The organism is Gemmatimonadota bacterium, assembly GCA_040388535.1.
GTDB lineage: Bacteria > Gemmatimonadota > Gemmatimonadetes > Gemmatimonadales > GWC2-71-9 > Palsa-1233.
This window is the reverse complement of record JAZKBR010000008.1, coordinates 73,859-86,312: the sequence shown is the minus strand read 5'-3', so window position 1 is coordinate 86,312 and position 12,454 is coordinate 73,859. Positions and strand designations below refer to the sequence as shown.

The window sequence follows — 12,454 nt, the reverse complement described above, 5'->3', positions numbered from 1 at the left end:
TCCCTTCTCCCTTCTCCCTTCCCCCTTCCCCTCTCGACCAACGTTTCACGCCTGCGACGTCTGGCGTATATTCCAGAATCCCAACAATCGAGGCGTCCGATGGAGCCCACTACCCTGCCCTGGCTCGACTCCGTTATCGGGGTCGCTTCGGCCGCCGCGGTCGCCTTGCTGGTGATCGTCAACGGAGGCTTCGCGCTCGGCGTGATGCTCCTGCGCGATCGGAGCTTCGTGAATCGCTGGACCAAGCCGCTGGTGGTCGCCGACACCATCCTGCTCGCAACGGCGGTAGGAGCCCCGGTGTTGGGGGTCGCTGCGAAGCTCGGGCTGAAAGGGTTGGGCTTGCTGAGCGCCGTGCCGGCGGCGGCTACGACGGCTGCGACGACAAAATAGCGCGGTTCAGGCCTTCGGGCGGCGGAAGAGGGTGATGCGGATCGCATCAACCACCAATTGCAGGTCGTCGAGCTTGCCGAGAAGGGGAACCCCGAGCTGCTCGATCCGGGTGTGGACCGCGGGGTCTCGTGACGCACCGGTCAGGAAGACCAGCCGCGACTGGAGGGCCGGGGCCACACCGCCCAGTGCCCGATAGAACTCCATCCCGTCCATACCCGGCATCTTCACGTCGCAGACGATGGCATCGGGTGGCTCGGAATCGACCACCAGCTCCAGCGCCACCGGCGCCGATGCGGCTTCGATGACGGTGTGCCCCCCGCGCTCGAACATCAATCGGAGCGCCCGGCGGATGGATGATTCGTCGTCGACTACCAGAATACGTGCCATAGTCCCCAAGAGAACCGCTGTTTCCCCCCACTCGTCAAGGGGGAGCCGTTATATTTGGCGGCTATGACTGAAATCACCTACCAGACCACCGCCGAAGATGTCGCCTCGAAGTCCCTCCAGGTGACCGTTCCCCTCGAACGCCTCGCCGCCGCCGAGCGCCGGGCTGTCCGCGAATACGCACGTCAGGCTCGCCTGCCGGGCTTCCGGAAGGGGCATGCACCCGAGCCCGTGGTCCGCAAGAAGTTCGAGCAGGAGATCCGTCGCTCGGTGCTTGAGGATGCCCTCCGTGAGAGCTGGGAGACGATCCTCAAGGAAACCGAGCTTCAGCCCACGGCCGATCCACAGGTGCGCAACGTCCACTATCACGAGGGCGCGCCGCTCACCTTCGACCTGCTCATCGAGGTCCGACCGAACCTGGCTGTCGCCACGACGGGCGGCTTCACGCTTACTCGTACGGTACCGGTCGTCACCGACGAGATGGTGCAGGAGCAGCTCGAAAAGATCCGCGAGCAGAAGGCCACCTGGAGCCCGCTCGACGGGGTGCAACCGAAGCCCGGCCACCTCGTCTCCGTGACCGTGAACACCATTGAAAACGGCAAGGCACCGGCCGAATCGCAGCCCTACAACCTGGTCCTCGGGTCAGGACAGACGATTCCGGACGTGGAAGAGCAGATCATGAAGCTCAGCCCGGGCGGTGTGGCCGAGGCGGATGTCCGCTTCCCGGAGGACCACCCCGAGGTGGCCCGCCGCGGGGAGAGCCGCCGGGTCCAGATCACGCTCCACGAGGTCAAGGAGCAGATCCTCCCCGCGCTCGACGATGCCTTTGCGCGGGAACTTGGTGATTTCGATTCGGTGACGGCCCTCCGCGACCGGATCCGCGACGACCTCAAGGCCGATGCGGTCCGCAGCGCCGATCAGGGGGTCCGCGATCAGCTGGTCCAGCAGCTGGTGGAGGCCAACAACGTGCCGGCGCCCCAGTCGCTGGTCCACCGCCTGGTCCATGCCTACGCCGAGGGGTACCGGATCGAGGAGGCGCAATTCGACACCTTTGCCTCCTCGTTCGAGCCGGTGGCCCAGAGCCAGGTCAAGCGGGAATTGGTTCTCGATGCCATCTCGACGGCCCAGAACCTGCACTGTACCGAGGCAGATCTTGACGCCCGGGTAGCCGAACTGGCTGCCGCCCGAGGGGTGGAACCGGGCAAGCTCTACGCGTCGTTACAGCAGGGGAAGCGCCTCGGCGAACTCGAGCGCACGATCACCGAGGAGAAGACCTTTGCGTGGCTCCTCGCGCAGTCCACCGTTACCGAGGTAACCGCGTGACGCACGCGTCAGTGTATCCGCCGTACATTATCGAGAAGTCGGCTCGCGGAGAGCGGACCTACGACATCTTCTCGCGCCTGCTGATGGACCGGATCGTCTTTCTCGGCGCCGGCATCAATGACGACGTCGCGAACATCATCATCGCGCAGCTGCTCTTCCTCGAGGCCGACAACCCCGAGAAGGACATCTACCTCTACATCAACTCGCCGGGTGGCGTGGTGTCGAGCGGGATGGCGATCTACGACACGATGCAGCACCTGCGAGCGCCGATCAACACGATCTGCATGGGAATGGCCGCCTCGATGGGCTCGTTCCTGCTGACCGCCGGCACCAAGGGGAAGCGGGCGGCGCTGCCGCATTCCCGGATCATGATCCATCAGCCGTCCGGTGGCGCGCAGGGCACCGCGGCGGACATCGAGATCCAGGCGCGGGAGATCCTCTACCTGCGCGGGCGGATGAACGAGTTGTATGCCAAGCACACCGGGCAGCCGCTCGAGCAGATCGAGCGGGACATGGAGCGGGATCGCTTCATGAGCGCCGAGCAGGCGAAGGAGTACGGTCTGATCGACACCGTGTTCACCCCGCGAGCGAGCGGCGACAGCACCACCTGAGGTACCCGATGTCCAACGACAAGCACCTCCGATGCAGTTTTTGCGGGAAGAGCAAGGACTCGGTCCGGAAATTCATCTCCGGACCCTCGGTCTACATCTGCAATGAATGCATCACCCTCTGCAACGAGATTCTGGCGGAGGACGAGGAGCGCGAGCAGACCGAAGGCCAGCGGCCCGTTCCATCGCCGCAGGAATTGAAGGACACGCTCGACCAGTACGTGGTGGGACAGGAACGCGCCAAGCGTTCGCTGGCCGTGTCGGTCTACAATCACTACAAGCGGATCAATGCCGGCCCGCGTGATGGCGACGTCGAACTGGAGAAGTCCAACATTCTCCTGCTCGGACCCACCGGCACCGGCAAGACGCTGCTGGCGCAGACGCTGGCGCGGATTCTCGATGTCCCCTTCACCATTGCCGATGCCACGACGCTCACTGAAGCGGGCTATGTCGGCGAAGACGTCGAGAACATCCTGGTGCGGTTGCTGCAGGCCGGCGACTTCAACGTGGCCGAGTGCGAACGCGGCATCGTCTACATCGACGAGATCGACAAGATCGCGCGCAAGTCGGAGAACCCGAGCATCACCCGCGATGTCTCCGGCGAGGGCGTCCAGCAGGCGCTGCTCAAGATTCTCGAGGGGACCGTGGCCTCGGTTCCGCCGCAGGGGGGCCGCAAGCACCCGCAGCAGGAATACATCCAGATCAACACGCGCGACATCCTCTTCATCTGCGGTGGCGCCTTCGACGGCCTCGACAAGATCGTCGAGTCACGACTCGGTCGGCAGCGGATCGGCTTCGGCGGCGGGATGGGCGGCAGTGAAGCCGAGGTCTCCGCCAAGTCGAAATACGATGAGAAGCACGCCTACCACTCGGCCGAGCCCGATGACCTGCTCCGCTTCGGGCTGATCCCCGAACTGGTCGGTCGTCTCCCGGTCCTGGTGGCCCTCGAGTCGCTCGACGAGGAAGCGCTGGTGCGCATCCTGACCGAGCCCAAGAACGCGCTGACCAAGCAGTACAAGCGGCTCTTCGAACTCGAAGGCGTGGGCCTGACGTTCGACCCCGAGGCGCTCCGTGCCGCCGCCCGCAAGGCGATCACCCGTCAGACCGGTGCCCGCGGATTGCGCGCCATCCTGGAATCGGTAATGACCGATATCATGTTTGATCTCCCGTCGCGACATGATGTGCGCGAGGTGATCATCACGCCGGAATCGATCAACAGCGGTGCGACGCCGCTGGTCGTGACCGAGCGCGCCCGCCAGAAGAAGGAAGCCTGACCGCCCCGACTTCTGCGGCGGTCTCGCCGCTCGCGGTGCTGCCGATCGAGTTCATCGGATCGTTTCCCGATCCGCTGCACAATCTCCATCCGGCGGCGCCGGAATTCGCCTTCATCGGCCGCTCCAACGTCGGCAAGTCGTCGTTGCTCAACGCGCTGGTGGGCCGGAAGGCACTTGCCCGCGTCTCATCCACCCCGGGCAAGACGCAGCTGCTCAATATCTTCCGGATGCCGCCACTCTATCTCATCGACCTCCCCGGTTATGGCTTCGCACGCGCCGACAAGGGGACGCGTGGCGCCTACCGGAAGCTTCTCGAAAAGCTCCTCACCGAGCGCAAGTCGCTGACAGGCGTGGTTTGGCTGCTCGATATCCGGCACGAACCATCCAAGGACGACGCCGAGTTCCACGGCCTGTTGCAGCGTGCCGGGTGTGGCGTCCTCGCCGTGCTGACGAAGGCTGACAAGCTCTCGCGCGCGCAGCAGCTGCAGGCCGTTCGCGACCGCAGCCTCGCCCTCGGACTCGAACCCGATCAGATCCAGGCGGTCAGCGCCGTGACCGGACTCGGCATTGCCGACCTCGGCGCCTCGCTGCTGGCGGCGGCGGGCGCACCGTGATGAGTCGTCGCCACGCGCTCGCGCTCGCGGTGACCCTGCTGGCACTCCCGGCGTGCGCGCGGGCGCAGGTCGTCGTGCCGCCACGCGACACCAGCTCGACTGATATCCAGCCCGGATATGGCCAGCTGAACCAGGACGTCATCACGCTCCGCCTCCGCACCGGGACGCTCGAAGTCCGCTTCGTTCCCCTGGAAGAGCGGCTGATCCGGGTGCTCGCGCCGGATGCGTATCAGTCGCTGCATCTGCTGCTGCAGACGCACCGACGGAAGATTGACTCGGTCGCGTCCGCGCGCGGCGTGCGCGACCCCGGCGTAGCCCTGGTTTCGTTCCATTCGCTGGCGCCATCGACTCGCTTCGACCCCTCGGTGCTGACGCTCTCGCTGCACAGCCAGCAGTACCGTCCGATCGCGACGATCCCGTTGTCGCCGACCTTCTCGAATCAGCAACTGGATGTCCGCGAGCAGGCCAGTGGCCTGTTCATCTATGAACGGGAGTTGCCGCTGCACGAGCCTTTCACCGTGACCTACCTCGACGGCACCAACGAGGAATGGGAGCGGCGCCTGAGCCGACTCGACAGCGAACGGGCCCGGATCCTGGGCCGCACCAGGCAACGCACCGACTCCATCAAGCCCTGAGCTGCCCGTATGGTGCTTCGACCGCTCAAGCCCGTCCCGCTTCCTGAAGGCCAGCAACTTCTCCGCGACAGCTGGCTCGCCGACCTCGACCAGCAGCTCCGTGCCCCAGGCGCCGACTGGAACGCCATCACCCGCGAGACGCTCTTCGAACTGACCTGGCCAGGACAGGGCCGCTGGGACGAACGTCTCGCCGACCCCGCGCTGCCCGCCGGATCGCGGATCGCGATCGAGGCGCTCGACCCGCGCAACATCACGCTGGAACCCGAGTACTATGCCGAGGTCGATACCGAACGCTTCGCGCGGGTGAAGCCGCTGCTCTGGCTGTGGTATTCCTTCGATCGCCTCCCCGTGGGTGGGCAGCACGTGGCCCTCGGCATCGAGTTTCGCCGACTGCTGGCGCCGCACATCTTCGCGCGCGTCGGCCGCAACTTCAAGTGTTTCCAGAACGTGGAGTTCTCGTTCGGGTACGCCATGGAAGTCGGCGACGACGTGGTGGTGCATCGACACGTCCTGCTCGACGATCGTGGCGGGCTCCGGCTTGGGCACAGGGTCTCGATCTCGGACTATGCCAACATCTATTCGCACACCCACAGCATCGTGGACCAGAAGGATGTGACGTCGCTCTTGACGGTGCTCGAGGACGATGTGCGGATTACCTATCACGCGACCGTGCTCGCGGGGGTACACGTCGGCGAGAACGGAATGGTCGGGGCCAGCGCCCTGGCCACCAAGAATGTGCGGCCGTATCACGTCCATGTCGGGATTCCCGCCAAGTCGATTCGGGTCAAGCCCAACGCGCCGAGCGGCGTTGGCGACACGTCGCGTATCCCGGATCCGCCAAGAGGATGAATCGTTTTCACTGCGGCGGCCCCGGTTTCGGGGCCGTTTTTCTTTTGTGACCCGTTTGTTGCGCCGCTCGTGACGAGGTCGTCACACACTCCGAGCATTCTGCTGCGGTTCGTGGGGGGACGGGTCCGATGATCGGAGCGGCCCCTCATTCCTCCGGAACGGGGTGGCGGTGTGACGACCAGATTGATCGCGCGATGCGCAAATGGACTTGTGGTGGCGCTCCTGCTTCCCGCCTCCCTGATGGCGCAGGGTGAGGCGCGGATCAACGGCCGGGTCCTCAACAGCGAAGGCGGGCTCCCGCTCGCTGGCGCCCTCGTCACGATTCCCGGCAGCTCCCATTCGGTCAACACCACAGTCGACGGCCGTTACACGCTTCGGGGCGTGCCAGCCGGCACGGTCACGATCCGGGCGGTCAAGATCGGCTACACCCCGAAGCTGGTGACCGGCATCGTGGTGCCCCAGAGCGGCGTGGTGACGCAGGACGTGACCCTCTCGCCACGCGCAGTGGAGCTCTCGGAGATCTCGGTCACCGCGGCCGTGGAGAAGGGCTCCGTGAATTCCGCACTCGACGAACAGCGGAACAGCGTCGGCATCGTGAATGCCATTTCCCGTGAGCAGATCGCCCGCTCGCCCGACGGTGACGCCGCCGCCGCGATCCAGCGAGTGAGCGGTGCGACGGTCCAGGATGGGAAGTATGTCTTCGTCCGTGGGCTCGGCGATCGGTACACTCAAGCGTCACTCAACGGCGCCAGGATTCCGTCGCCCGAACCGGAGAAGAAGATCGTCCCGCTCGACCTCTTTCCGTCGCAGCTGCTCGAAGGAATCTCGACCTCGAAGACCTTCACCCCCGACCAGCCGGGTGACTTCGCCGGTGCCTCGGTGAACATCCGGACGCGGGAGTTTTCGGGGCGTCGCTTCACGGGGTTCTCGCTGTCCACCGGCTTCAACACGGCGGTGACCGGCAAGACAGGATTCTTCGCACCATCCACCGGGCGAGACCTGCTTGCCCTCGGTGCGACCGATCGTGCCCTTCCCTCGCTGCTTCGCGCGACCGATTTCACCCAGCAGTTGCCGAGTGCCCAGGTCAATTCGCTGATCGGCTCGCTGCGAAACGTCTGGTCGCCAGCAACCCGCACCGGCACGCCGAACGGCGGCTACGGCATGACGCTCGGCGGCGCGATCCCGACCGGGAGCAGCCAGCTGTCGTATCTCCTCTCCGGCACCTACAGCTACGCCCAGGAGACGAAGGCGGGCCAGAGACGCGCGCTGGCCCAGATCGGCTCGAATGGCCAGGCCGAGGAAGTGGATCGGTACGACGGCTCGACCGGCCGGAGCACGGTGCTCTGGGGCGGGATTGCCAATTTCGGTGTGACGCTCGGAACCCAGAGCAAGCTCTCGCTCAATACCACCTACAACCGCACGATGGACAATGAAGGACGCCGCGAGAGCGGCAGCTCGGAGAATCTCGCGCTCCCGTTCGAGATCACGCGGTTGCGGTATGTCGAACGGAGCATTGCATCAGGGCAACTCGCGATGCACCAGGAGTTCGGCGGTCGGCATCTGCTCGATTACGGGGTCACCTTCTCGAAGGTGGCCCGTCGCGAACCGGATCGTTCCGAAATCGTCTACGACCGCTCCACCGCTACACCGACCTGGTTCGGCTTCGCGAACGAGGGGGCGGTCCGCACCTTCGCCGATCTCGGCGAGCATTCCCTCGAAGCGAACGCCAACTGGCAATTCTTCCTCGGGGCGCCGTCGGCAGGGAGAAGCGTCAAGGTCGGCGGGATCTATCGCAGTACCGATCGCGATGCCGTGAACACCGCGTATTCGCTGTCGCTGGTGCGGCCCTTGCCAGAGGCGGTGACGTCGCTGGCGCCGGAGCAGATCTTCGATGGGCGGCTCACGGGAACCGGGGAGTCGAACCTGCGAATCACCCCACTGGCGGCGGGTGGGTCATACACGGCAAGCGACAAACTGGTCGCGGGCTACCTGATGACCACCTTTCCAATCACTCCAGCCCTCGAGCTGGTGACGGGCGCACGCATCGAGCGGTCGCAAGTCCAGGTTGATTCACGCTCGACGGCAGGCGAGCCTTCGACTGCCACCCCCGCGTACACCGACGTACTTCCGTCGGTTGCACTCAACCTGAAACTGGGCACTCGGACGTCGCTGCGGCTCTCCGGCACCCAGACGCTCTCTCGTCCCGAGTACCGCGAACTCTCGCCGATCCTCTTCCGCGAAGTCATCGGCTTCGACAACGTCAAGGGCAACCCGGAGTTGAAGCGCGCGCTGATCCAGAACTACGACCTGCGCTGGGAGTTCTATCCGCATCGCGGCGAGGTTGTTTCGCTGGGGCTCTTCGCCAAGAAGTTCACTGATCCGATAGAGCGTGTCTACCAGGGCACATCGGGCACCCGAATCATCAGCTACGTGAACGCCGCGAGCGCCGACAACTATGGCGTTGAGCTCGAGCTGCGGAAGGGGCTCGGCACCCTGGCCTCCGTGCTGCAGCCGTTCGATGTCTTCACCAATGCCACGGTGATGAAGTCAACCATTCATATCGACCCGACCAGCGGCTCGGTCACCAATGCCGCGCGGAAAATGGTCGGTCAGGCCCCGTACGTCGTCAACGCCGGTATCACCTGGACCCATCCCTCCGGGAATGCTTCGGCCACCGCGCTCTTCAATCGCGTCGGCGAACGCATCACCGAAGCCGGTGAAACGCCGCTACCCGATGTCATCGAACAACCTCGCAATGTGCTCGACCTCTCGCTCCGATTCCCCGTGGCTGGCGCGCTCAGCGCGCGGCTCGATGGCAAGAACCTGCTCGACACCCCCTACCGCATCAATCAGGGCGCTGTCATCCGGGAGTCCTACCGGGCGGGGCGAGTGATCGGAATCGGATTCAGCTGGACGCAGTAGAACAGAGATGAGAGACTAGAGACTCGAGACTAGAGGCTGGCCTCACTACCTGGCTAACACTCCTTCGACTGCGCCCGCGCTCGGGCTGACAGCTCGGTCCCTAGTCTCTAGTCTCAAGTCTCTAGTCTCAAGTCTCTAGTCTCTAGTCTCAAGTCTCTAGTCTTTCGTGCTTCGTGACCGTCCTGTGACTGCACTGCGACCCGACGCCAACACCACCGCGCTTGATTCTGCCGCGTGATGTTGGCGTTTCGCCTGCACGCACACTCCATCGACGAGGAACCAGGAATGACTTTCAGGATTGGCACGAGCATGCGCGCGGCCGTGCTCCTCAGCATTGCCGCACTTGGCGCCTGCAGCAGCGACCCGACCGACCCGAATCCCGTGACCAACGATCCGCCGGCCGGGCTGACCGCGACCGCGACCGGCGCGACCGGAACCCACATCAGCTGGACTGCGGGCACCGGAGTGACCCAGTACGTGCTCCAGCGTGCGACCGGAGCCGCTGCCTTCGCCGAGATCGCCCGCCCGGTAGCCGGCGCGACGAGCTACGACGACGCCGGCCTCACCCTCAGCACCCAGTACCGCTACAAGATTGCCGCGGTGCGCTCAGCGGGCACCTCGGCGTTTTCTGCGGAAGTGACCGTGACGACGAGTGGTCCGACGGCCGTGGATGTCACCACTGACATCACCACGAATACGACCTGGACCGCCGACAAGGTTTACACCCTGAAGGGCTTCCGAAAGGTCGCCAACGGCGCGACGCTCACGATCGAAGCGGGTACAAGGATCGTGGGCGACTTTGCCACCGTCGGCTCCTCGCTCTTCGTCCTTCGCGGCGCGCGGATCGTGGCGAACGGTACCGCTGCGGCCCCGATCGTCTTCACATCGTCGCAAGCGGCCGGCTCGCGGCAGCCCGGAGACTGGGGCGGCCTGATCCTGATCGGCAACGGCATCTCCAACCGTTCCGGGGTCGTGAACATCGAAGGCACCGGTACCAGCGCCGACAACCCGCTCATTCCCTACAACGGCGGCACCAACAACGCTGACAACAGCGGCACCCTGCGGTATGTGCGGGTGGAGTATGCCGGTTTCGCGCCGGCCCAGGACGCGGAACTGAATTCCTTCACACTGGCTGCGATCGGCAGCGGCACCACCCTGGAGTACCTCGAATCGCTCAACGGGCTCGACGACTCCTACGAGTTCTTCGGCGGCGCCGTCGACGGTCGCTACCTGGTGTCATACGAATCAGGTGACGATCACTTCGATATGTCGGAAGGGTACGTTGGCCGGCTGCAGTACATCATCGGCTTCCAGAGCCGGGTCGTGCCGCCCCGTGCCGGCGCCGGCAATACCTCCGCCGACCCGCAAGGCATCGAGAACGACGGCTGCAACGGGTCGGGCTGCGATCTCGGCTTCGACACCGCGCCGTTCACGGTACCGACGATCGCCAACTTCACTCTGGTCGGCACCGGTGCCGGAGTGGTACCGACGGCCGGCGGCTTCGGCGCGATTCTCCGCCGCGGCACCGGCGGGCACTACATCAACGGCATCTTCGCACGCTGGCCGAGCGCCGCGATCGGCTATCGCGATGCGCAATCGAAGGCGCGCGAGACGGCAGGACTGCTGTCGATCCGCAACAACCTGATCGTCGAAACGCCGACGGCTCTACAGGCGGGGCAGCAGACCACCGACCTCGCCGCGACTGCGAACACCATCGACCTGGTCGGTCTCACCTCGGCGCTCTTCACCAAGCTCCCGGTAACTTCGGCCACATCGCCGGCGGCAGCAGCAGACTTCGACTGGAGCCTGTCAGTAGCATCCACTGCGCGGGCCGGCGGCCTGAACACTTTCGTGGGCACGGGTGACCTCGCGATCCGCGCCGGTGCGTTCATCGTGCCGACCAGCTTCCGAGGCGCGGCCGACCCGGCCGGCGCCAAGTGGTGGGAAGGCTGGACCGCATACACGCGGAACTGATCACCAACATTGCCGTTCCACTGACCGGCCCCGGATGTGTGGCGTTATTCGCCCATCTCCGGGGCTGGTCGGCTGGAACGACTGGAGTCAGCTCGTGATACGACGAATTGCAACGGTGCTCGCGGCAGTGGTACTGTCGGCCTGTACGACGAAATCCGACGCGACCGTGCGCGTCGCGGTCGACAGCGCACCCTGGCGCCGGCCCGGCGACGCTATCGACTCGATCCTGCCGATGGCCGAGTATCTGCGCCGCTTCCGGGTGGGGGTCGATTCGCCCGCCGCACTCACCAGCGGGTACACCACGCGTGAAGCGCTGGTGCGGGGATATCTGGCGGCGCTCTCCCGGAGCGATACGGCGACCCTCTCGCGCCTGCTGGTGACACGGGCCGAGTTCGCGTGGCTCCTCTTTCCTGACCACCGTTATGCGGCGGCACCTTACGAACTCGATCCGGCGATCTTCTGGCGACAGGTCACCCAGAGCAACGCGAAGGGAATGGCCCGTGCGCTCGCGCGCCACCGCGGGATGTCGCTCGCGCTGCTCGAGTTGCAGTGCACCCGGGACACGCTGCAGCTGGTTCGCGGGCGGACTGCCCTCTGGGGACCATGTCAGGTAACGTATCGCGCGGGTGACAGCACCTTCACCCGGCAGCTATTCGGCTCGATCGTCGATCGTGATGGTGGGGTCAAGTTCCTGAGCTACGCCAACGACTTCTAACGGCCGAGGCTGCTCAGGGTCGGACGGGGATGCCCCGGCTGCGCAGAAAGCTGCGCGCGCTCGCGATGGTGTGATTGTCGAAGTGGAAGATTGACGCGGCGAGGACGCCGTGCGCGCCGGCTTCAAGGGCCTGTGCCAGATGCTCGAACGAGCCGGCGCCACCCGAGGCAATGATCGGGATATCAACGGCGTGCGCGGCGGCGGTGGTGAGGCGCAGATCGTAGCCGCTGCGCGTGCCATCCCGGTCCATCGACGTGAGGAGGATCTCGCCGGCGCCGCGATGCTCGAGTTCGGCAATCCAGCTGATCGCCTCGAGCGGCGTCGCATCCCGCCCCCCAGTCACCATCACCGCCCAGCGGTCGTTCGCCCAGCGCACATCCACCGCCGCCACAACGCACTGGGTGCCGTAGGCGTCGGCAAGCCGCGACACCAGATCAGGATCGCGCACAGCCGCCGTGTTCACGGCGACCTTGTCGGCACCCGCTCGGAGTGCGGCACCAGCATCTTCCACCGAGCGAATCCCGCCGCCCACGGTAAACGGAATGAACAGCGTTTCGGCGACACGTTCCACCATCGCCAGGGTGGTACTGCGCGCCTCGTAGCTCGCCGCAATGTCGAGAAAGACCAGTTCATCGGCCCCTTCGCGGTCGTAGCGCGCCGCCTGTTCCACCGGATCGCCGGCGTCGCGCAACTCTTCGAAATGGATTCCCTTCACGACCCGACCGGCGGCCACGTCGAGACAGGGAATGATCCGGCGCGCTAGCAT

At 65.3% G+C, this 12,454-nt stretch carries 12 protein-coding genes; 10 read left to right on the top strand and 2 right to left on the bottom strand.

Annotation, left to right across the window (positions count from 1 at the left end; all coding sequences use genetic code 11):
• The first annotated feature begins 99 nt into the window (after positions 1-99).
• The gene (locus tag V4558_15250; protein MES2306859.1) at positions 100-390 is read left to right on the top strand and encodes a hypothetical protein; all 291 of its coding nucleotides are present in this window, start codon (positions 100-102) and stop codon (positions 388-390) included.
• Positions 391-396: 6 nt separating this feature from the next.
• On the opposite strand, the gene V4558_15245 is transcribed toward V4558_15250, so the two are convergent.
• Positions 397-777 (bottom strand): response regulator, encoded by a 381-nt coding sequence (locus V4558_15245; GenBank protein ID MES2306858.1) that lies wholly within the window; start codon positions 775-777, stop codon positions 397-399.
• Between the two features lie 63 nt (positions 778-840).
• Between V4558_15245 and tig the strand changes: the two genes are divergently transcribed.
• From tig to V4558_15200, 9 genes are all read left to right on the top strand, one after another.
• Positions 841-2,097, top strand: coding sequence for a trigger factor (tig, locus tag V4558_15240; protein ID MES2306857.1), 1,257 nt, complete (start codon positions 841-843; stop codon positions 2,095-2,097).
• Positions 2,094-2,708, top strand: coding sequence for an ATP-dependent Clp endopeptidase proteolytic subunit ClpP (clpP, locus tag V4558_15235; GenBank protein MES2306856.1), 615 nt, complete (start codon positions 2,094-2,096; stop codon positions 2,706-2,708). The genes tig and clpP overlap by 4 nt, the downstream gene beginning before the upstream one ends.
• A gap of 8 nt (positions 2,709-2,716) precedes the next feature.
• Positions 2,717-3,979 carry an ATP-dependent Clp protease ATP-binding subunit ClpX gene (clpX, locus tag V4558_15230; GenBank protein MES2306855.1) on the top strand — a complete coding sequence of 421 codons (1,263 nt, stop codon included), beginning with the start codon at positions 2,717-2,719 and terminating at the stop codon, positions 3,977-3,979.
• A 35-nt stretch (positions 3,980-4,014) separates the two neighbouring features.
• On the top strand, positions 4,015-4,593 hold the full coding sequence (gene yihA, locus V4558_15225; GenBank protein ID MES2306854.1) for a ribosome biogenesis GTP-binding protein YihA/YsxC: 579 nt from the start codon (positions 4,015-4,017) through the stop codon (positions 4,591-4,593).
• Complete coding sequence (locus V4558_15220) at positions 4,593-5,228, top strand: hypothetical protein (protein ID MES2306853.1); 636 nt, start codon at positions 4,593-4,595, stop codon at positions 5,226-5,228. The genes yihA and V4558_15220 overlap by 1 nt, the downstream gene beginning before the upstream one ends.
• Before the next feature lie 9 nt (positions 5,229-5,237).
• Positions 5,238-6,077 carry an acyltransferase gene (locus tag V4558_15215; protein MES2306852.1) on the top strand — a complete coding sequence of 280 codons (840 nt, stop codon included), beginning with the start codon at positions 5,238-5,240 and terminating at the stop codon, positions 6,075-6,077.
• Positions 6,078-6,290: 213 nt separating this feature from the next.
• Positions 6,291-8,999: a TonB-dependent receptor gene (locus tag V4558_15210; protein MES2306851.1), complete on the top strand. Its 2,709-nt coding sequence runs from the start codon at positions 6,291-6,293 to the stop codon at positions 8,997-8,999.
• Between the two features lie 285 nt (positions 9,000-9,284).
• Positions 9,285-10,973 (top strand): fibronectin type III domain-containing protein, encoded by a 1,689-nt coding sequence (locus tag V4558_15205; GenBank protein MES2306850.1) that lies wholly within the window; start codon positions 9,285-9,287, stop codon positions 10,971-10,973.
• A gap of 94 nt (positions 10,974-11,067) precedes the next feature.
• The gene (locus V4558_15200; protein MES2306849.1) at positions 11,068-11,688 is read left to right on the top strand and encodes a hypothetical protein; all 621 of its coding nucleotides are present in this window, start codon (positions 11,068-11,070) and stop codon (positions 11,686-11,688) included.
• 13 nt (positions 11,689-11,701) lie between these two features.
• Here the strand turns inward: V4558_15200 and hisF are convergent, their stop codons facing one another.
• Positions 11,702-12,454 (bottom strand): imidazole glycerol phosphate synthase subunit HisF, encoded by a 753-nt coding sequence (gene hisF / locus V4558_15195; GenBank protein ID MES2306848.1) that lies wholly within the window; start codon positions 12,452-12,454, stop codon positions 11,702-11,704.

Excerpts from the sequence above, each read along its gene's own strand:
- V4558_15245 (MES2306858.1), bottom strand. The coding sequence starts at position 777 with ATGGCACGTATTCTGGTAGTCGACGACGAATCATCCATCCGCCGGGCG.
- V4558_15250 (MES2306859.1), top strand. The coding sequence starts at position 100 with ATGGAGCCCACTACCCTGCCCTGGCTCGACTCCGTTATCGGGGTCGCT.
- V4558_15205 (MES2306850.1), top strand. The coding sequence starts at position 9,285 with ATGACTTTCAGGATTGGCACGAGCATGCGCGCGGCCGTGCTCCTCAGC.
- hisF (MES2306848.1), bottom strand. The coding sequence starts at position 12,454 with ATGCTAGCGCGCCGGATCATTCCCTGTCTCGACGTGGCCGCCGGTCGG.
- V4558_15215 (MES2306852.1), top strand. The coding sequence starts at position 5,238 with ATGGTGCTTCGACCGCTCAAGCCCGTCCCGCTTCCTGAAGGCCAGCAA.
- tig (MES2306857.1), top strand. The coding sequence starts at position 841 with ATGACTGAAATCACCTACCAGACCACCGCCGAAGATGTCGCCTCGAAG.
- clpX (MES2306855.1), top strand. The coding sequence starts at position 2,717 with ATGTCCAACGACAAGCACCTCCGATGCAGTTTTTGCGGGAAGAGCAAG.
- V4558_15220 (MES2306853.1), top strand. The coding sequence starts at position 4,593 with ATGAGTCGTCGCCACGCGCTCGCGCTCGCGGTGACCCTGCTGGCACTC.